The sequence below is a fragment of the Actinomadura macrotermitis genome, assembly GCF_009604375.1.
GTDB lineage: Bacteria > Actinomycetota > Actinomycetes > Streptosporangiales > Streptosporangiaceae > Spirillospora > Spirillospora macrotermitis.
In genome coordinates, this window is the sequence record NZ_WEGH01000001.1 from 236,003 (window position 1) to 254,859 (window position 18,857).

The window sequence follows — 18,857 nt, forward strand, 5'->3', positions numbered from 1 at the left end:
GCGTCAGCGCACGACGCGCAGCCGCAGGGCGGTCGCGTGCGGCGTCTCCGACAGGGCGACGCGTTCGAGCCTGACGGTGCTCCCGCCGGGCTCGTCGAACAGGCGGACGCCGTCGCCGAGCATGACCGGCGCGACGCACACGAAGACCTCGTCGAGCACCCCGGCCCCGATGCACTGCCGGGCGACGTCGGCGCCGATGATGTTGACGTACCTGCCGCCCGCGGCCTCCTTGGACGCCTTGACCGCCTCGTCCAGGTCGTTGACGAAGGTGACGCCCGGGACGGGTTCGTCGGGGGTGCGGTGGGTCAGCACGAACTGCGGCCCCTCCCAGCCGCCGCCGAACGCCTTGCCCTCCTTGTCGGGATCGCCCCGGTGCGGGTCGTCGCCGCGCAGGCTGCGGTTGCCGATGAGCAGCGCGCCGATCTCACCGATCAGCCCGTCCACGGCGGGGTCGGGCCCCAGGTACGGGGTCAGCCAGGACATGTCGCCGCCCGGGCCGGCGATGAACCCGTCCAGTGACATGGTGGCCGAGTACAGCATCCTGCTCATGGGCCGTCTCCGTTCGGTCGGTCTTCGTCGTCCTGGATGCGGACGGCCGGGCGCGCGGAAACTCATCGGTGTCCGGTCCGGTCCGGGGTTTCGGTAGCGTCGGGGACATGCGGCTTCATGTGGGATGCGCGATGTGGACGCTCGCGCCCTGGCAGGGGCGTTTCCTGCCGCACCCGCTCCCGCCCAAGGAGCGGCTGCGAGCGTACGCGTCCTGGTGCAACGCGGTCGAGGGCAACACGACGTTCTACGCGACGCCGACGCGCGACACGGTGGAGACCTGGGCCGGGCAGACCGATCCCGGCTTCCGGTTCATCCCCAAGCTGCCGAAGACGATCACGCACGAGCGGCGGCTCGGCGACGTCGAGGAGGAGCTGCGCGCGTTCCTGGCCGCGATCGAGCCGCTCGGGCCGCGCGCCCACACGCTCTGGGTACAGCTGCCGGCGGCGTTCGCACCGGCGGACCTCGGGGCCCTCGCGGCGTTCCTGCGCCGCCTGCCGGGCTCGTACCGGTACGGCGTGGAGGTCCGGCACCGGGCGTTCTTCGAGGACGCGCGCGCCGCACGGCTGCTGGAGCAGGTGCTCGCCGGCGCCGGCGCGGAGTGGATCCCGTTCGACACCGTCACGCTGTTCCAGAGCCTCCCGACCAGCGACGCCGAGCGCGACGCGTGGCTGAAGAAGCCGCGGGTGCCGCGCCGGTCGCGGGCCCTCACCGACCGGCCGGTCGTCCGCTACCTCGGGCGCGACGACGTGGACCGCACCGTCGAAGGATGGCGGTTCTGGGTGGACACCGTCGCCGCGTGGCTGCGCGAGGGCCGCTCGCCGACGGTGTTCGTGCACACGCCCGACAACGCCGAGGCGCTGCCGCTGGCGCGCCGCTTCCACGACGACGTGCGGGCCGTCCTGCCCAGGGTCGAGCCGCTGCCCGAGCCCGTCCCGGCCGAACCGCCGGCCCTGTTCTGAGCGGTCCGCCCTACCCGCCGGAGACCTCGCGGCCCGCGCGCAGGGCGGTGGCGATGCTGTCGCGCAGGGCCGACTCGGCGTGGCGGGCGTCGGCGGTCAGCCGCTCGATCTGCTCGCGGGCCAGGTCGTCGCGGACCGTCTCGGCCAGCAGGTCCCGGTAGCGGGCGTTCTGCTCGGGCAGCCGCTGCAGGACCTGCCACTCGTGGTAGGCGTCGCCGGCCTCCTTCACGCGGCGGGCGTAGTCCTCCAGCGCCTCGACGCGCTCGGTGACCGAGCGGACCGACAGCTCCAGCGCGCTGCGCTGGGGTTCCAGCAGGGCGCGGACGGCGGGGCTCAGCCGCTGGGGTTCCTGGGCGCGGTACTCGCGGCGCAGCCGGGTGTGCTCGGCCAGCGCGCGCGCTATCGCCCATTCCTGCCGGGGCAGCTCCACGTTGTTGCCGACGTCGTCGAGCAGCCCGGCGCGGTGGGCCTCGGAGCCGAGGACGGCGTCGACGGCGCGCTGGGCGCGGGCCAGCAGCCGGGCGGCGGGCCGGTCGAAGTCGGCGGGCAGCAGGTAGCGGCCGTGCAGCTCGCGGGCGGCGCGGGCGGCGGCGGGCTCGCGGACGTGCTGCAGCGCGCCGGCGGCCCAGCCGGTGAAGCTGACGGCGGCGAGCGCGGCGGCGGCCTCGCCCTGCCCGAGCATCAGCAGCACGACCTGCACCGCCGGGGTGAGCATCATCGCGGTCAGCGGCAGCCGCCCCCACCGCAGCACGCCGCCCACCAGGTCGTCCTCGTCGAGGGAGGCCAGGAAGAACAGGTGGAACCAGCCGCCGGGCAGCACGCCGTAGAACAGCGCGAACAGCGGGATCCACACCAGGCGCGCCGCGATGGTGCCGATCCCCGGGCGCGGGGGCGGCGGGGCGGGCCGGCTCGCGGGGGCCAGGCGCTCGGGGGCGGCGGTGAGCAGCGCCCGGTCGCGGTCGGGCAGGGCGGGGTCGAGGACGGGCCGGGGACGGCTGGCGTCGGTCATGGACTCTCCCACCGGGTAAGGCGATTCACCCCACGCCTCGTGCCTATCACGAGGGACCGGTCCACTCCAGGAGCCGCCTGCATTCAGCCGGTCCGTCCGCCGGGCGTCCGCTGCGGCCCGGGTGGACCCGGCGCCGGCGATGGCGCCGCCCCGGTCGCGCGCGCTTCGGCCCGTCCGGGGTATGAAGGATCTTCAGCGGGGATGAACCCCGGCGACGCCCACGTGCGGACCGGCCGCGCGGGAGGAGAATCGTGAACGCAGCGCTCGGCCTGCTGGCGGTCCTGGTACTGACCGCCGCGACCGGCTACTTCGTGGCGCAGGAGTTCGCCTACGTCACCGCGGACCGGATCGCCCTCGCCGAACAGGCCCGGCACGGCGACCGGTCGGCCGAGCGCGCGGTGCGGGTGATGGGACGCCTGTCGTTCATGCTGTCGGGCGCCCAGCTCGGCATCACCGTGACCGCGCTGGTCGTCGGCTTCATCGCCAAGCCCGCGCTCGCCGACCTGCTGGCGCCGCTGCTGCGCGCCGCGGGGATGCCGGGCGGCGCGGTGAACGGCGTCGCGGTCGCGGCCGGCTTCGCCATCGCCACGGTCGTGCAGATGGTGCTCGGCGAGCTGTTCCCCAAGAACCTGGCCCTCGCGCGGGCCGAGCGGCTCGCCCGCGCGCTCGCCCGCTCCACCCTGGTCTACCTGGCGCTGGCCTCGCCGCTCATCCGGATGTTCGACGCCGCCGCCAACCGGCTGCTGCGCGCCGCCGGCATCGAGCCGGTGGAGGAGCTGCACCACGGCGCGACGCTGGAGGAGCTCGGCCACATCATCGGCGAGTCGGGTGAGGAGCTGCAGGACGGGCACGCCGACCTGCTGGAGCGGGCGCTGATGTTCTCCGAGCGCACCGCCGAGGAGGTCATGGTGCCCCGGGTGGACGTGGTGACGGTCGCCGCGACCGCGACCGCCGACACCATGGAGGAGGTCATCACCGCCAGCGGCCACACCCGCTACCCGGTGATCGGCGCCGGCGTCGACGACGTGCTCGGCACCGTCGGGCTGGAGGAGCTCATCGTGCTCAGCCCCGAGCAGGCGGCGCGCACCCCGATCGGCGACATCGCCCGGCCGCCGCTGATGCTGCCGGCCATGCTGCCGCTGCCGGACGTGGTGGCGCAGCTGCAGGCGGGCGGCGCCGCCCTCGCCTGCGTGGTGGACGAGTACGGCGGCTTCGCCGGCCTGGTCACCTGGGAGGACGTCGCCGAGGAGCTGGTCGGGGAGATCACCGACGAGAACGAGGCCGACGAGGACCTGGCGATCCGCAGCGGCGCGTGGTGGACCACCGACGCCGGGCTGCGCATGGACGAGGTCGCGCACGAGACCGGCATCGCGCTGCCCGAGGGCGACTACGAGACGGTGGCGGGGCTGCTGCTGCAGCGGCTCGGCCGGGTCGCCGAGCCCGGCGACGTGGTCGCGGTCGACCTCGAGCCGACCCGGATGGACGAGCCGCCGCGCCGCGCGGTCGTGGAGGTGCTGACGGTGCACCGGCACGTCCCGGAGCTGATCCGGATCCGCGCGGACGCGGTGGCCGGCGAGGACGAGGGGAAGGCCGGGGACTGATGGACCTGTCGGTGGGCGCGCCCCTCACGCTGCTGCTGCTCGCGGGCAACGGCTTCTTCGTCGCGGCCGAGTTCGCGCTGGTCGCGGCCAAGCGGCCGCGGCTGGAGCGGGCCGCGGCCGGCGGCTCGCGCGGCGCCGCGCAGGCGGTGGCCGGCATCCGGGAGCTGTCGCTGATGCTGGCCGGCGCGCAGCTCGGCATCACCATGTGCTCGCTCGGCCTCGGCCTGGTCTCCGAGCCGGTGTTCGCCGGGACGCTGACGCCGCCGCTGCACGCGCTCGGGCTGCCGGAGGCCGCCGCGCACGCGGTGGCGTTCGTGCTGGCGCTCGCGCTGGTGACGTTCCTGCACATGGTGCTCGGCGAGATGGCGCCGAAGTCGTGGGCGATCGTGGCCCCCGAGCGCTCGGCGACGATCCTGGCGCCGCCGTTCCGCGCCTTCGCCAAGATCGTCCGGCCGGTGCTGGCGGCGCTGAACTCGGTCACCAACCTGCTGCTGCGCCTGATCGGGGTGCGCCCGCGCGACGCGGTGGAGGTGTCGCGCACCCCCGAGCAGCTGCACAGCCTGGCGGTCGAGTCGCGCCGGCTCGGGCTGATCGCCGAGGCGGACCTGATCATCTTGACCGCCGCGCTGGAGGCGCCGCGGGCGCCGCTGGCCGACCTGGTGATCCCGGTCGCCGACATCGTGTCGGTGCCGGCGGCCGCGACGCCGCAGCAGGTCATCGACACCGCCGTGCGCACCGGCCGGACCCGGATCATGGTGGACGGCCCGGACGCCGACGGCCGCGACCGCATGGTGCACGTCCGCGACGCCTACCTGGCGCGGGCCCGCGGCCGGGACACCGCCGCGGGCGAGCTCGCCCACCCGGTGCCGGCGGTGCCGCTGGACTCCCCCGTCGGCGCGGCGGTGACGCAGCTGCGCGCCGCGCACAGCAGCCTCGGCGTGGTGACCGGCGCGGACGGCCGCCGGGCCGGGCTGATCAGCCTGGACGACCTGCTGGCCACCCTGGTCACCCCCGCCTGAGCGGCACCCCCGGAAACCCGTTCGTCAACCTGGGTTGACTTGGCCGCCGCGTCAACCTAGGTTGACGTCATGAGCGATGGAGTGACGCTCGCCCAGGAGGCGAGCAGCCGGGACCCGGCGGTCGGCCTGCGGGCCGTCCGCGCGCTGCGCGAGCTGACCGAGCGCCTGGAGGCCCTCCAGGTCGACAGCGCGCGCGGGCAGGGCTGGTCCTGGCAGGAGATCGCGGTCTGCCTCGGCGTCAGCCGGCAGGCCGTCCACAAGAAGCACGGCGGCGGCCGGCGACTGCTGAAGAAGGAGTCCTGATGTTCGAACGGTTCACCGACGAGGCCCGCTCCGTGGTGGAGCGGGCCCGGGACGAGGCGCTCGGCCTGCGCGCCGAGCGGATCGGGTCCGAGCACGTCCTGCTCGGCGTCATCGCGGGGCAGGGGCCGGCGGCGCTCGCCCTGCGCGAGCGGGGCGTCACGGCCGAGAACCTGCGCCCCCGCGTCGCGCACCTGGCCGAGCGGTCCCTGGACGCCGAGGCGCTGCGCAGCATCGGCATCGACCTGGCGGCCGTGCGGGAGGCGACCGAGGACAGCTTCGGCACGGGGGCGCTCGACGCGCCGCCCGGCCGTTTCCGCTCCGGGCGCGTCCCGTTCGGCCCCGACGCCAAGAAGAGCCTGGAGCTCGCCCTGCGGCAGGCGCTCCGGCTCGGCCAGAAGCACATCGCCGACGGCCACATCCTGCTCGGCCTCCTCCAGGACGGGCGCCTCCCGGCCGCGCGGGCGCTGGCCGAGGCCGGCGTGGACCTCGACGCGCTGCGCGAGGACGTCGAGCGGCGCGTGCTGGCCCGCGTGGCCTGAACCGCCGTCAGTTCCCGGCGAGCAGCTCGACGACCGGGGCGAACGCCTCGGCGAACGTCTCGGGCACGGTCACGTAGGAGATGCCGAGCTCGTCGCGGCGGCGGCGGAGGACGTCGGCCATCCGCTGCGGCGTCCCGGTCAGCAGCGCTGCAGAGCCGGCGGCGGCCATCTCGGCCGCGCTCATCCCGAGCCGCGCCGACAACCAGCCGGGGATCTCGTCGCCGACCACGTGCACGCTGCTGCACAACTCCACCCGGTCGAACCGGTCGCCGGCGGCGTCGCGGACCACGCCCACCAGGCCGGCGAGGTCGTCCTCGCCGGCCAGCGGCGAGACCCCGAACGCGACCGTGTCCGCCCGCTCCCCGGCCAGCCGCAGCAGCCGGGGCCGGGACGCGGCCATCAGCACGCGGGGCGGCCGGCCCGTCCCGCCGAACACGCCCTCGGGCGGGGCGGCCACGGCGTCCAGCACCCGGGCGAGGCGGTCGATCCGCTCGGCGGGCGTACCGTAGGGGACGCCGAGGCGGGCCGCGTCGGCCTCTCCCCCGGGCCGTCCCGCGCCGAGGCCGAGCTCGAAGCGGTCGCCGGTGAGGAACGCCAGCGACGCGGCCTCCCAGGCGATCTGCGCGACCGGGCGGTTCGCCACCGAGAGGACGAACGACCCGACGCGCAGGGTGGACGTGGCCGCCGCGGCGGCGGCGAGGGCGGGCAGCGGGGCGGGCGTGGCGAGGGTGTCGGCCGTCAGCAGCGTGGCGAAGCCGAGGTCCTCCGCCCGGCGGGCGGCCGCCGTCCACGCGGCGGCGTCGCGGCCGCCGGCCGCCATGGTCCCGAACCGGAATCGGCGCTCTGTCATGCCCTCCATAATGAGTGAGTACTCACTCATTCGTCAAGGCACCCCGCCGCGGCGGGGTTCCCGGACGGGTGTCAGAGGCGGTCGACGGCCAGCACGCGGACGACGGCCTCGCCCGCCTGGTCCGAGCCGGCCAGGTCGACCTCGGCGCTGATCCCCCAGTCGTGGTCGCCCGCCGGGTCGTCGAAGACCTGCCGGACCCGCCACAGGCCGTCCGCGGGGACCTCCTCGATCTGCAGCAGCTTCGGGCCGCGCGCGTCGGGGCCGGTGAGCAGCTCGTCGTGCTCGTCGTAGTAGGCGTCCATCGCCGCGCGCCAGCCCGCCTCGCCGAACTCGGGGTCCAGCTCGGCCAGCTCGCGGTAGTGCTCCAGCGCGGCCAGCTCGACCCGGCGGAACAGCGCGTTGCGCACCAGCACCCGGAACGCGCGGGCGTTGGCGGTGACCCGGGTGACCCGCTCCTCGATCGCCTCGGCGGGGTCGGCGGACGGGTTGGCCAGCTGCTCCCACTCGTCCAGCAGGCTGGAGTCGACCTGGCGGACCAGCTCGCCGAGCCACTCGATCAGGTCGATCAGGTCGTCGTTCTTGATCGACTCGGGCACGGTCTGCTGCAGCGCCTTGTAGGCGCCCGACAGGTAGCGCAGCACCAGCCCCTCGGCGCGGGCCAGCTCGTAGTAGCCGATGTACTCCACGAACGTCATCGCCCGCTCGTACATGTCGCGCACCACCGACTTCGGGCTGAGCGGGTGGTCGCCGACCCACGGGTGCCCGGCCCGGTAGATCTCGTAGGCCGCGCCGAGCTCCTCCTCCAGCGGCCGCGGGTAGGTGACGTCCTGCAGGAGCTCCATCCGCTCCTCGTACTCGATGCCCTCGGACTTCATCTCCTGCACCGCGATCCCGCGCGCCTTGTTCTCCTGCGCGGCCAGGATCTGGCGCGGGTCGTCCAGCGTCGCCTCGATCACCGACAGGACGTCCAGCGCGTAGCTCGGCGAGCCGGGGTCCAGGATCTCGAAGGTGGCGAGGGCGAAGGTGGACAGCGGCTGGTTCAGCGCGAAGTCCTCCTGCAGGTCCACGGTGATGCGCGCGTACCGGCCCTGCTCGTCGGGCTCGGGCAGCGTCTCCACCACGCCGCCGGCCAGCAGCGACCGGTAGATGGCGATGGCACGGGAGATGTGCCGGCGCTGCGCCGCGCGGTCCTCGTGGTTGTCGGTGAGCAGCCGCCGCATCGCCTGGAAGGCGTTGCCGGGCCGGGCGATGACCGACAGCAGCATCGCGTGGCTGACCTGGAAGCGCGAGCGCAGCATCTCCGGCTCGGCGCTCTGCAGCTTGACGAAGGTCTCCTCGTCCCAGCCGACGAACCCCTCGGGGGCCTTCTTGCGCTGGACCTTGCGCCGCTTCTTGGGGTCGTCGCCGGCCTTGGCCAGGGCCTTCTCGTTCTCCACCACGTGCTCGGGGGCCTGCGCGACGACGTACCCGACGGTGTCGAAGCCCGCGCGCCCGGCCCGGCCGGCGATCTGGTGGAACTCCCGGGCCCGCAGCCGCCGCACCCGGTGCCCGTCGTACTTGCTGAGCGCGGTGAACACCACGGTCCGGATCGGCACGTTGACGCCGACGCCGAGGGTGTCGGTGCCGCAGATGACCTTCAGCAGGCCGGCCTGCGCGAGCCGCTCCACCAGCCGCCGGTACTTGGGCAGCATCCCGGCGTGGTGCACGCCGATGCCGTGCCGCACGAACCGCGACAGGTTGCGGCCGAACTTGGTGGTGAAGCGGAAGCCGCCGATCAGGTCGGCGATCCGCGCCTTCTCCTCCTTGGTGCACACGTTGATGCTCATCAGCGACTGCGCCCGCTCGATCGCGGCGGCCTGGGTGAAGTGCACCAGGTAGATCGGCGCCTTGCGCTCGGCCAGCAGCTCCTCGATCGTCTCGTGCAGCGGGGTGACCCGGTAGTCGTAGATCAGCGGGACCGGCCGCTCGGCCGAGGAGACCAGCGCCGTCGGGCGGCCGGTGCGCCGGGTGAGGTCCTTCTGGAAGAACTCCACGTCGCCGAGCGTGGCCGACATCAGCAGGAACTGGGCGCGCGGCAGCTCCAGCAGCGGGATCTGCCAGGCCCAGCCGCGCTCGGGCTCGGCGTAGAAGTGGAACTCGTCCATCACCACCACGCCGACGTCGGCGTCGGCGCCGTCGCGCAGCGCCATGTTGGCCAGCACCTCGGCGGTGCAGCAGATGATCGGGGCGTCGGCGTTGACGCTGGCGTCGCCGGTCATCATGCCGACGTTCTCGCGGCCGAACATCTCGCACAGGTCGAAGAACTTCTCCGACACCAGGGCCTTGATCGGGGCGGTGTAGAAACCGACCTGGTCCCGGCCGAGGGCGGCGAACAGCGCGCCCGCCGCGACCAGGCTCTTGCCCGACCCGGTCGGCGTCGACAAGATCACGTTCGCCCCGGAGACGACCTCGATGAGCGCCTCCTCCTGGGCGGGGTAGAGCGCGATGCCGCGCTCGGACACCCACCGCTCGAACGCCTCGAACAGGGAGTCGGGGCCGAGGTCGTCACCGGAAGGAAGCTGATCAGTAAGGCTCACCCCTCCATCCTGCCTCTGTTCACCCACTGGATGGACCATCGCCGCCGCCGGGCCGCCTCCGTACATCGATCTGACAGAAATCATGCCGGAGATGTCATCTTGTCCCGCTACGCTCCCTGCCGATCACATCTGAACAGAGGACGCACATGAACGACGAACGGCCCCCCGCCCCTGACTCCCCCGGCGCACCGCAGGCTTGGGCCGCCCCCGGCTCCGCCGGGCAGACCGCGCCCGCCGCCCCGCAGGCCGCCCCGCCCGCCTACGGCCCGCTGCCCGGTCAGGGCGGGCCGCCGCCCAAACGCAGAACCGGGCTGATCGTCGGGCTCGCCGTCGGCTGCACGGTCGCGCTGGTCGCGGTGGCCGCGGGCGGCGCGGTGATGCTGGCGCGCACGGACGAGCCGAAGGCCAAGAACGACGCCGCCACGGCGACCACGGGGGCGCCGAGCGCCTCCGCCAAGCCGGCGGAGCCCGCCCGCAGGCTCACGGTCCCCAGCGCGGTCGCCGGATACGACCGGCAGACCGGGAACGTGGCCAAGCGCCTCATCGAGAGCATGCGCAAGGAGATGGCGTCCGGAAGCGACCAGGACAAGGCCATGGCCAAGCACGCCAAGGCGGCCCTGTACTCCTCCGGCGACGAGCAGGTCATCTTCCTGGGCTTCAGCGTCGCCGACATGGGCGGCCCGGCGAGCGGCGCCAAGCCGGAAGAGCAGTCCCAGCTCGTCGACGGCATCTTCCTCGGCGGCGGCGTCTCCGACACCACCGACCACCCCGCCGGGCCGCTCGGCGGCGTCCTGCGCTGCGGGAAGATCAAGTCCGATGGCACGGCCATCCCGACCTGCGCCTGGGCGGACGCCTCGGTGTCCGGGATGCTCATGGTCCCGGGCATGCCGATCAAGAAGCTGGCCGGGCTCACGGTCAAGTTCCGCGCCGCCGCCGAGCACTGAGGGCCCCGGCCGGCCCGGCGCCTCAGACCTCGACCTCGGTGCGGTCACCGCCCCACAGCGTGTGGAACGTGCCCGCGCGGTCGGCCCGGTGGTAGGTGTGCGCGCCGAAGAAGTCGCGCTGGCCCTGGGTGAGCGCGGCGGGCAGCCGCTCGGCGCGCAGCGAGTCGTAGTAGGCGAGCGCGCCGGCGAAGCCCGGCGTCGGGACGCCGAGCCGGACCGCGGTCGCCACCACCTCGCGCCAGGCGTCCTGGGCCGCGCCGAGGGCGGTGGCGAAGTGCTCGTCGGTCAGCAGCGTGGCCAGGCCCGGGTCGGCCCGGTAGGCGTCGGTGATGCGGTCCAGGAACCGGGCCCGGATGATGCAGCCGCCGCGCCAGATCCGGGCCATCGCGCCGGGGTCGATGTCCCAGCCGTACTCGGCGCTGCCCGCCTGGATCTCGTGGAAGCCCTGCGCGTAGGCGACGATCTTGGAGGCGTACAGGGCCTGCTCCACCAGATCGGCGAAGTCCGCGCCCCGGTCGGCCCGGCGGGCGGGGCCGGGCAGGGCCCGCGCCGCCGCGCGCTGGTCCGCGTGCCCGGAGACCGAGCGGGCGAAGACCGCCTCGGCGATGCCGTTGACCGGGACGCCGAGGTCCAGCGCGGTCTGCACGGTCCAGCGGCCGGTGCCCTTCTGCTCGGCCCGGTCCAGCACCACGTCCACGAACGGGCGGCCCGTCACGGGGTCGGTGTGCGCGAGCACCTCGGCGGTGATCTCGATCAGGTAGGACTCCAGCCGCCCGGTGTTCCAGGTGCGGAACACCTCGGCGATCTCGGCGGGCGTGAGCCCGGCGGCGTGCCGGAGCAGGTCGTAGGCCTCGGCGATCAGCTGCATGTCGGCGTACTCGATGCCGTTGTGCACCATCTTGACGAAGTGCCCGGCACCGTCGGGGCCCACGTGCGTCGCGCACGGCACCCCGTCCACCTTCGCCGCGATGTCCTCCAGCAGCGGGCCGAGCGTCTCGTAGGACTCGGCCGAGCCGCCCGGCATGATGCTCGGGCCGTGCAGCGCGCCCTCCTCGCCGCCGGAGATCCCGGTGCCGACGAAGTGGATCCCGCGCTCGCGCAGCGCGGCCTCGCGGCGGCGGGTGTCGGCGAAGTGCGCGTTGCCGCCGTCCACGATCATGTCGCCCGGTTCCAGCAGCGGCGCGAACTCCTCGATCACCGCGTCGGTGGCCGCGCCCGCCTTCACCATGATCACCAGCCGCCGCGGCCGCTCCAGCGCGGCCACGAACCCCTCCGCCGTCTCGGCCGGGACGAAGGTCCCCTCGTCCCCGAACTCCTCCACCAGCGCCGTGGTCTTGGCGGTGGTGCGGTTGTGCACCGCGACGGTGTGGCCGTGCCGGGCGAAGTTGCGGGCCAGGTTGCGGCCCATCACCGCCAGCCCGGTGACGCCGATCTGTGCTTTGTCCATGTCGTCTCCCCCTTACCGAGGCCATTACCCAGGTGATACGCGCATGGATCTTTCGCCGTTCGGGTGATCCGCGCGCGCATGGCCTTGCCCCAGGCGGGAAGACGTCCGATCGTTGGGACACGACGAACGGAAGAGGAGCGATGCTGGGACTGCCGGATGAGGTCGAGGCGTGCCTGTTCGACCTCGACGGGGTGCTGACCCGTACCGCCGCGGTGCACGCCGCCGCGTGGAAGCAGATGTTCGACGAGTTCCTGCGCGCGCGGGCCGAGCGGACCGGGGAGCCCTTCACCCCGTTCGACCCCGTCGCCGACTACGGGACCTACGTCGACGGCAAGCGCCGCGAGGACGGCACCCGCTCCTTCCTGGAGTCGCGCGGGATCGAGCTGCCCGAGGGCACGCCGGACGACCCGCCGGACGCCGAGACCGTCCACGGCCTCGGCAACCGCAAGAACGCCCTGGTGCTGAAGCTCATCGAGGAGAAGGGCGTGCAGACCTACGACGGCTCCATCGACTACGTGCGCGCCGCCCGCAAGGCCGGGCTGAAGACCGCGGTGGTCTCCTCCAGCGCCAACACCGCCCAGGTGCTGAAGGCCGTCGGCATCACCGACCTGTTCGACGCGCGGGTCGACGGCGTCGTCGCCCAGGAGCGGAACCTGCCCGGCAAGCCCGACCCGGCGATGTTCCTGGAGGGGGCGCGGGAGGTCGGCGTCGCGGCGGACCGGGCGGCGGTGTTCGAGGACGCCCTGGCCGGCGTGCGGGCCGGCCACGCCGGCGGGTTCGCCTACGTCGTCGGCGTCAACCGGGTCGGCGACGCGCAGGCGGCGGGCCTGGCCGAGTCCGGCGCCGACGTCGTCGTCGGCGACCTGTCGGAGCTGCTGAAGGGGGACGCGTGAACGGCCCCGAGGACATCCGCGACCCGTCCTACCTCGTCGACCCCTGGTGCGTGCGCGAGCCGGAGCTGCGGTTCGACCGGCTGGCGCAGAGCGAGTCGGTGTTCGCGCTGTCCAACGGCCATATCGGGATGCGCGGCAACCTGGACGAGGGCGAGCCGCACGGGCTGCCCGGCACCTACCTCAACTCCTTCTACGAGCAGCGGCCGCTGCCGCACGCCGAGATCGCCTACGGCAATCCCGAGTCGAGCCAGACCGTCATCAACGTCACCAACGGCAAGCTGATCCGGCTGCTGGTCGACGACGAGCCGTTCGACGTGCGCTACGGCGCCCTGCACCGCCACGAGCGGGTGCTGGACCTGCGGGCGGGCACGCTCACCCGGGAGGTGGAGTGGACCTCCCCCGCCGGGCAGAAGGTGCGCGTCACCAGCACCCGGCTGGTCTCGCTCACCCAGCGGGCCGTCGCGGCGGTCTGCTACGAGGTGGAGGCGCTGGACGCGCCCGCCCGGATCGTGGCGCAGTCCGAGCTGGTCGCCAACGAGGACCTGCCCGGCGCAGGCACCGACGACCCGCGCCAGTCGGCGGTGCTGGCGTCCCCGCTGGTCGGCGAGGAGCACGTCGCCAGCGGCACCAAGCAGGTGCTGGTGCACCGCACCCGGCACAGCGGGCTGCGGCTCGCCGCCGCGATGGACCACGAGGTGCACGGCCCCGACCCGATCTCGGTCGAGTCCGAGAGCGTCCCCGACGTCGCCCGGATGACGGTCGCGACCCGGCTGGAGCCCGGCCAGAAGCTGCGGATCGTGAAGTACCTGGCGTACGGGTGGTCGAGCCGGCGGTCCCGGCCGGCGCTGCACGACCAGGTCATCGGGGCGCTCGCGGCGGCCCGGCAGACCGGCTGGGACGGCCTGCTGGAGGAGCAGCGCCGGTTCCTGGACGACTTCTGGCACGGCGCCGACGTCGAGGTGGACGGCGACGCCGAGGTCCAGCAGGCGGTGCGGTTCGGGCTGTTCCACATCTTGCAGGCCGGGGCGCGCGCCGAGCGCCGGATGATCCCCGCCAAGGGGCTCACCGGCCCCGGCTACGACGGTCACACCTTCTGGGACAGCGAGACGTTCGTGCTGCCCGTGCTGACCTACACCCACCCCTCCGCCGCCGCCGACGCGCTCGCCTGGCGGCACATGACGCTGCCGCTCGCGCGCGAGCGGGCCAAGCAGCTCGGGCTGGCCGGCGCGACGTTCCCGTGGCGGACGATCCGCGGCCAGGAGTGCTCGGGCTACTGGCCGGCCGGCACCGCCGCGTTCCACATCAACGCCGACATCGCCGACGCGGTGGTCCGCTACGTGGACGCCACCGAGGACAGCGAGTTCGAGCGCGAGGTCGGGCTGGAGATGATGGTGGAGACCGCCCGGCTGTGGCGCGTCCTCGGCCACCACGACGTGGAGGGCGTCTTCCGCATCGACGGGGTGACCGGCCCCGACGAGTACAGCGCGGTGATGGACAACAACGTCTACACGAACCTGATGGCGCGGCGGAACCTCCAGGAGGCCGCCAACATGGCGATGCGCCATCCCGACCTCGCCGAGCGGATGGGGGTGACGGCCGAGGAGGCGGCGTCCTGGCGGGACGCGGCGGCGGCGATGCTGGTGCCCTACGACGACCGGCTCGGCGTGCACCCGCAGTCCGAGGGGTTCACCAACCACGCCCTCTGGGACTTCTCGGGGATGAAGCCGGACGACTACCCGCTGCTGCTGAACTTCCCTTACTTCGACCTGTACCGCAAGCAGGTCGTCAAGCAGGCCGACCTGGTCCTGGCGCTGCACCTGTGCGGCGAGGCGTTCACCCCCGAGCAGAAGGCCCGCGACTTCGACTACTACGAGGCGCTGACGGTGCGCGACTCCTCGCTGTCGGCGCAGACGCAGGCGGTGATCGCCGCCGAGGTGGGGCTGCTGGAACTGGCCCACGACTACCTCGGCGAGACCGCGCTGCTGGACCTGTACGACCTGAACCGCAACACCCGCGACGGCCTGCACATCGCCTCGATGGCGGGGGCGTGGAACGGCCTGGTCGCCGGGTTCGGCGGGATGCGCGCCGGGGGCGGCCGGCTGACGTTCGCGCCGCGGCTGCCCGGCGGCATCAGCCGGCTGGCGTTCCGGATGCGCTACCGGGGCAGCCTGATCAAGGTGACCGTCACCGGCGAGAGCGCCGTCTACGAACTGCTGGACGGCCCCGCGCTGCAGCTGCACCACCACGGCGAAGTGGTCTCGCTCGCGGGCGAGCCGGCCGAACTGCCGATCCCCAAGATCGACGCGCCGAAGCCGCCGCACCAGCCAGCCGGGCGCGCGCCGGCGCCGCGGCGCGTCGACCCGCGGCACCGGAGCCGCTGATCAGCGGCCCCCGGCGGGGACGCACGGCTCCCCGGAGCCGCACGGGGCCTCGTCCGCGGCCCGGTCGCCGACCCGGTCGCCGGTCCGGGCCTCGTCGCCGGCGGGGGCGTCGCGCGGGGCGAGCAGCCGGCGCGGGCCGGGCCCGTCGTCGCCGAGCCGGTCGTAGGGGTTGGCGAGGGCGCACCGGCTCATCGACAGGCAGCCGCAGCCGATGCAGTCGGTGAGGTCGTCGCGCAGCCGCTCCAGCTGCGCGATCCGGGCGTCCAGCTCGCCGCGCCAGGTCTGCGACAGCCGCGCCCAGTCGTCCACCGTCGGGGTGCGGCCGTCGGGCAGCGTGGCGAGCGCCGCGCGGATGTCGGCGAGCGGGATGCCGACGCGCTGGGACACCTTGATGAACGCCACCCGGCGCAGCGTGTCGCGGCTGAACCGGCGCTGGTTGCCCGCCGTGCGGCGGCTGCTGATCAGGCCCTTGGCCTCGTAGAAGTGCAGCGCCGACACCGCGACCCCGCTCCGCTCGGCGAGCTGGCCGACGGTCAGCTCCTGCACCCTGAACTCCAGCCGTGTCATGGGCGCATGCTACCCACGCGCCCCCGGCGCGGGCCCCGGGCACGGGCCCCTAGGCGGCGGTGTGCGGCTGCCGCGCGGAGGCGCGTTCGCCCAGCTTGCGGACCCGGAACGCCGCGCCGATCATCATGGCGCCGAACAGGATCGAGAAGAAGCCGATCATCCAGATGACCGCGAGGGCGCCCGAGACGGGCCAGATGAACAGCAGCACGCCGAACAGCACCGAGACCGCGCCGGTGAGGGCGTAGAGCCACTCCCCCTCGATCTCCTTGCGCATCGCGATCGCCGCGACGATCTCCATGACGCCGGTGACCACGGCCCAGGCGGCGATCAGCATGAGCAGGGCCAGGCCGGTCATGGCGGGCCAGAACAGCGCCATGAGGCCGAGCACGATGCCGGCGACGCCCGACACCGCCAGCCAGCCGCGCGACCCGCCCGCCCCGGCGCTGCCGCGGATCGCACCGGCGACCGCGATGACGCCGTCCACCAGCGCGTAGGCGCCGAACAGCACGACCAGCGCCCACACGGTGATGCCGGGCCAGATCCAGGCGACGATGCCGAAGAGGATGGCGAACGCGCCGCGCAGGGCGAGGACCCACCAGTTGCGGGTGATGGTGTCAAGCATGCTCGTCTCCCTGTCCGTTCTCCGAGCCGGTGGCGGGTGCGCCGCCCTGGACGTCGATGGCGAGCGCGTCGTCGCCCTCGCCGGCGTCCAGGCGCACCTGTGAGCCTTCGCTGATCTGCCCGTTCAGCAGCATCCGCGACAGCGGGTTGTCCACCTCGCGCTGGACGGTGCGGCGGAGCGGGCGGGCGCCGAACTCGGGCTGGTAGCCCTTGGCGGCCAGCCGGTCCTTGGCGGCGTCGGTGACCGTCAGCGTCACGCCCTGCCCGGCGAGGCGCTGCCGGGACTTGCCGAGCAGCAGGTCCACGATCTGGCGCAGCTCCTCGCGGTCCAGCCGGGTGAACACCACCGTCTCGTCGATCCGGTTGAGCAGCTCGGGCGGCAGCGAGCGCATCAGCAGGTCCATGACCTGCTGGTTCAGCTCGTCGCTGTCCTCGCCGGCGTCCAGGATGAGCTGGGCGCCCATGTTGCTGGTCATGATGACGACGGTGTTGCTGAAGTCGACGGTGCGGCCCTGGCCGTCGGTGAGCCGGCCGTCGTCGAGCATCTGCAGCAGGATGTTCATCACGTCGGGGTGGGCCTTCTCGATCTCGTCGAGCAGGACCACGCTGTGCGGGCGGCGCCGCACCGCCTCGGTGAGCTGGCCCGCCTCCTCGTAGCCGACGTAGCCGGGCGGGGCGCCGATCAGCCGGGCGACGGTGTGCTTCTCCTGGTACTCGCTCATGTCGACGCGGACCATGTGGTCGGTGCCGCCGAACAGCACGTCGGCCAGGGCGCGCGCGAGCTCGGTCTTGCCGACGCCGGTCGGGCCGAGGAACAGGAAGCTGCCCTGCGGCCGGTCGGGGTCGCCGAGGCCGGCGCGGGCGCGGCGGACGGCCTCGGCGACCAGCCCGACGGCCTCGTCCTGCCCGACGACGCGCTCGTGCAGGTGCTCCTCCAGCCGCAGCAGCCGGTCGCGCTCCTCCTCGGTGAGCTGGGCGACCGGGATGCCGGTCCGCTTGGACACCACCTCGGCGATGTCGGTCGCGGTCACCTGCGGCACGTCGTCCTGGCCGTGCCGGGCCGCCTCCAGCTCGGGCCGCAGCCGCTCGATCTCGGCGCGCAGCTCCTTGGCGCGGTCGTAGTTCTCGCTCGCGATCGCCTGGTCCTTGTCGCGGTGCAGCGCGTCCAGCCGCTGCTCCAGCTCGCGCGCGCCCTGGTCGGGCGCCAGCGAGCGCAGCCGGACGCGCGCGGCGGCCTGGTCCATCAGGTCGATCGCCTTGTCGGGCAGGAACCGGTCGGAGATGTAGCGGTGCGACATCCGCGCGGCGGCGTCGAGCGCGTCGTCGGTGACGCGGACCTGGTGGTGCGCCTCGTAGGCGTCGCGCAGCCCGGCCAGGATCTGGACGGTGTCCTCCACCGACGGCTCGGGCACCAGGACCGGCTGGAAGCGCCGCTCCAGCGCCGCGTCCTTCTCGATGTTGCGGCGGTACTCGTCGATCGTGGTGGCCGCGATGACGTGCAGCTCGCCGCGGGCGAGCGCGGGCTTGAGGATGTTGGCGGCGTCCATGCCGCCCTCGGCGGCGCCCGCGCCGACCAGGGTGTGCACCTCGTCGATGAAGATCACCAGCTCGTCGGAGTGCTCGCGGATCTCGTCGACGACCTTCTTGATGCGCTCCTCGAACTCGCCGCGGTACTTGGACCCGGCGACCATCCCGGTGAGGTCCAGCGCGACGACGCGCTTGTCCTTCAGCGTCTCGGGGACCGCGCCGTTGACGATGCGCTGGGCGATGCCCTCCACGATCGCGGTCTTGCCGACGCCCGGCTCGCCGATCAGGCACGGGTTGTTCTTGGTGCGCCGCGACAGCACCTCGATGGCCTGCTCGATCTCGTCCTCGCGGCCGACGACCGGGTCCAGGCCGCCGTCGCGGGCGGTCTCGGTGAGGTCGCGGCCGTACTCGTCCAGCGTCGGGGTGGACCCGCCCGCGGCGCGCACGCCGCCGCCGGCCCGTTCCGGCTCGGCCAGCACCGCGCTCTGCAGTTCGTTGGCGGACACGCCCTGCGCGCCGAGCAGCCGGGAGGCCTGCGAGTCGGGGTTGGCGGCGAGCGCGAGCAGCAGGTGCTCGGGGCCGATGTAGCTGGCCTCCAGGGCGCGCGAGATCCGCTGGGAGTCCAGCAGCGCGCGCTTGGCGGCCGGGGTCAGCGTCGTCGGGGTCTCGCCGGGCGTGCCGGCGCCGGTGAGGTCGGCGATCCGGGCCAGCAGCCCGTGCGGGTCGGCGCCCGCCGTGCTCAGCAGACCGCGGGCGGGGTCGGTCTCGGCGGCGGCGCCGAGCAGGTCGATGACGTCCAGGTCGGCGGCGCCGCGCTCCCCGGCGCGGTGCAGCGCCTGCCCGACCAGTTCCCGCCCGCTCTCGCTGAGCATGCGCCCGATGTCGACGCGCTGGACGCCGCCCGAGGACGGCGGCCACGACTCCGGCGCGCCGAACACGCGCCCGGTCAGGTACTCGAACCCCCGGAACGGGTCGTTGAACATGGAACCGAATGGCGAGCTGGTCACAGTGAGAAACCCCCTTGCCTCACTGCTAGCCGCGCGGCCCCGCTGACAAGACCAAGAGTTCTACC

General features: G+C 73.8%; 16 protein-coding genes. 8 read left to right on the forward strand and 8 right to left on the reverse strand.

The window, feature by feature from the left end:
* Positions 1-3: 3 nt before the first annotated feature.
* On the reverse strand, positions 4-549 hold the full coding sequence (locus tag ACRB68_RS00970; protein ID WP_153530440.1) for a dihydrofolate reductase family protein: 546 nt from the start codon (positions 547-549) through the stop codon (positions 4-6).
* A 107-nt stretch (positions 550-656) separates the two neighbouring features.
* Between ACRB68_RS00970 and ACRB68_RS00975 the strand changes: the two genes are divergently transcribed.
* Positions 657-1,508 carry a DUF72 domain-containing protein gene (locus ACRB68_RS00975; RefSeq protein ID WP_153530441.1) on the forward strand — a complete coding sequence of 284 codons (852 nt, stop codon included), beginning with the start codon at positions 657-659 and terminating at the stop codon, positions 1,506-1,508.
* Between the two features lie 10 nt (positions 1,509-1,518).
* Here ACRB68_RS00975 and ACRB68_RS00980 read toward each other — a convergent pair whose 3' ends face one another.
* Positions 1,519-2,517 carry a hypothetical protein gene (locus tag ACRB68_RS00980; protein ID WP_153530442.1) on the reverse strand — a complete coding sequence of 333 codons (999 nt, stop codon included), beginning with the start codon at positions 2,515-2,517 and terminating at the stop codon, positions 1,519-1,521.
* A gap of 251 nt (positions 2,518-2,768) precedes the next feature.
* On the opposite strand from ACRB68_RS00980, the gene ACRB68_RS00985 reads away from it, so the two are divergent.
* The 4 genes from ACRB68_RS00985 to ACRB68_RS01000 all read left to right on the forward strand — a co-directional run bounded on the left by ACRB68_RS00985 (position 2,769) and on the right by ACRB68_RS01000 (position 5,979).
* Positions 2,769-4,118, forward strand: coding sequence for a hemolysin family protein (locus tag ACRB68_RS00985; RefSeq protein WP_328593569.1), 1,350 nt, complete (start codon positions 2,769-2,771; stop codon positions 4,116-4,118).
* On the forward strand, positions 4,118-5,137 hold the full coding sequence (locus tag ACRB68_RS00990) for a hemolysin family protein (protein ID WP_153530443.1): 1,020 nt from the start codon (positions 4,118-4,120) through the stop codon (positions 5,135-5,137). The genes ACRB68_RS00985 and ACRB68_RS00990 overlap by 1 nt, the downstream gene beginning before the upstream one ends.
* Positions 5,138-5,206: 69 nt before the next feature.
* Positions 5,207-5,440 (forward strand): sigma-70 RNA polymerase sigma factor region 4 domain-containing protein, encoded by a 234-nt coding sequence (locus ACRB68_RS00995; protein WP_153530444.1) that lies wholly within the window; start codon positions 5,207-5,209, stop codon positions 5,438-5,440.
* Complete coding sequence (locus tag ACRB68_RS01000; protein ID WP_153530445.1) at positions 5,440-5,979, forward strand: Clp protease N-terminal domain-containing protein; 540 nt, start codon at positions 5,440-5,442, stop codon at positions 5,977-5,979. The genes ACRB68_RS00995 and ACRB68_RS01000 overlap by 1 nt, the downstream gene beginning before the upstream one ends.
* A gap of 7 nt (positions 5,980-5,986) precedes the next feature.
* Here ACRB68_RS01000 and ACRB68_RS01005 read toward each other — a convergent pair whose 3' ends face one another.
* Both ACRB68_RS01005 and ACRB68_RS01010 read right to left on the reverse strand, forming a co-directional pair.
* Positions 5,987-6,829: an LLM class flavin-dependent oxidoreductase gene (locus ACRB68_RS01005; RefSeq protein WP_153530446.1), complete on the reverse strand. Its 843-nt coding sequence runs from the start codon at positions 6,827-6,829 to the stop codon at positions 5,987-5,989.
* Positions 6,830-6,900: 71 nt separating this feature from the next.
* Positions 6,901-9,405: a DEAD/DEAH box helicase gene (locus tag ACRB68_RS01010; RefSeq protein WP_328593570.1), complete on the reverse strand. Its 2,505-nt coding sequence runs from the start codon at positions 9,403-9,405 to the stop codon at positions 6,901-6,903.
* Between the two features lie 146 nt (positions 9,406-9,551).
* Between ACRB68_RS01010 and ACRB68_RS01015 the strand changes: the two genes are divergently transcribed.
* Entirely contained in the window at positions 9,552-10,349 is a 798-nt protein-coding gene (locus ACRB68_RS01015; RefSeq protein WP_153530447.1) for a hypothetical protein, read from the forward strand.
* 22 nt (positions 10,350-10,371) lie between these two features.
* On the opposite strand, the gene gndA is transcribed toward ACRB68_RS01015, so the two are convergent.
* Positions 10,372-11,796, reverse strand: coding sequence for an NADP-dependent phosphogluconate dehydrogenase (gene gndA / locus ACRB68_RS01020; RefSeq protein WP_153530448.1), 1,425 nt, complete (start codon positions 11,794-11,796; stop codon positions 10,372-10,374).
* A gap of 140 nt (positions 11,797-11,936) precedes the next feature.
* Between gndA and ACRB68_RS01025 the strand changes: the two genes are divergently transcribed.
* Positions 11,937-12,689 (forward strand): HAD family hydrolase, encoded by a 753-nt coding sequence (locus tag ACRB68_RS01025; RefSeq protein ID WP_153530449.1) that lies wholly within the window; start codon positions 11,937-11,939, stop codon positions 12,687-12,689.
* Complete coding sequence (locus ACRB68_RS01030; protein WP_328593571.1) at positions 12,686-15,070, forward strand: glycoside hydrolase family 65 protein; 2,385 nt, start codon at positions 12,686-12,688, stop codon at positions 15,068-15,070. Before ACRB68_RS01025 ends, ACRB68_RS01030 begins: the two co-directional genes overlap by 4 nt.
* On the opposite strand, the gene soxR is transcribed toward ACRB68_RS01030, so the two are convergent.
* The 3 genes from soxR to ACRB68_RS01045 are packed head-to-tail and all read right to left on the reverse strand — an operon-like array spanning position 15,071 to position 18,792.
* A complete protein-coding gene (soxR, locus tag ACRB68_RS01035; RefSeq protein ID WP_153530450.1) occupies positions 15,071-15,637 on the reverse strand; it encodes a redox-sensitive transcriptional activator SoxR in 567 nt (188 codons plus the stop codon). It abuts the gene before it with no gap.
* Positions 15,638-15,686: 49 nt separating this feature from the next.
* Positions 15,687-16,259, reverse strand: coding sequence for an HdeD family acid-resistance protein (locus ACRB68_RS01040; protein WP_153530451.1), 573 nt, complete (start codon positions 16,257-16,259; stop codon positions 15,687-15,689).
* Complete coding sequence (locus ACRB68_RS01045; RefSeq protein ID WP_328593572.1) at positions 16,252-18,792, reverse strand: ATP-dependent Clp protease ATP-binding subunit; 2,541 nt, start codon at positions 18,790-18,792, stop codon at positions 16,252-16,254. The genes ACRB68_RS01040 and ACRB68_RS01045 overlap by 8 nt, the downstream gene beginning before the upstream one ends.
* Between the last annotated feature and the right edge of the window lie 65 nt (positions 18,793-18,857).

Coding starts and splice junctions, on each gene's coding strand:
- ACRB68_RS00970 (WP_153530440.1), bottom strand. CDS start 549: ATGAGCAGGATGCTGTACTCGGCCACCATGTCACTGGACGGGTTCATC.
- ACRB68_RS00975 (WP_153530441.1), top strand. CDS start 657: ATGCGGCTTCATGTGGGATGCGCGATGTGGACGCTCGCGCCCTGGCAG.
- ACRB68_RS00980 (WP_153530442.1), bottom strand. CDS start 2,517: ATGACCGACGCCAGCCGTCCCCGGCCCGTCCTCGACCCCGCCCTGCCC.
- ACRB68_RS00990 (WP_153530443.1), top strand. CDS start 4,118: ATGGACCTGTCGGTGGGCGCGCCCCTCACGCTGCTGCTGCTCGCGGGC.
- ACRB68_RS00995 (WP_153530444.1), top strand. CDS start 5,207: ATGAGCGATGGAGTGACGCTCGCCCAGGAGGCGAGCAGCCGGGACCCG.
- ACRB68_RS01000 (WP_153530445.1), top strand. CDS start 5,440: ATGTTCGAACGGTTCACCGACGAGGCCCGCTCCGTGGTGGAGCGGGCC.
- ACRB68_RS01005 (WP_153530446.1), bottom strand. CDS start 6,829: ATGACAGAGCGCCGATTCCGGTTCGGGACCATGGCGGCCGGCGGCCGC.
- ACRB68_RS01015 (WP_153530447.1), top strand. CDS start 9,552: ATGAACGACGAACGGCCCCCCGCCCCTGACTCCCCCGGCGCACCGCAG.
- gndA (WP_153530448.1), bottom strand. CDS start 11,796: ATGGACAAAGCACAGATCGGCGTCACCGGGCTGGCGGTGATGGGCCGC.
- ACRB68_RS01025 (WP_153530449.1), top strand. CDS start 11,937: ATGCTGGGACTGCCGGATGAGGTCGAGGCGTGCCTGTTCGACCTCGAC.
- soxR (WP_153530450.1), bottom strand. CDS start 15,637: ATGACACGGCTGGAGTTCAGGGTGCAGGAGCTGACCGTCGGCCAGCTC.
- ACRB68_RS01040 (WP_153530451.1), bottom strand. CDS start 16,259: ATGCTTGACACCATCACCCGCAACTGGTGGGTCCTCGCCCTGCGCGGC.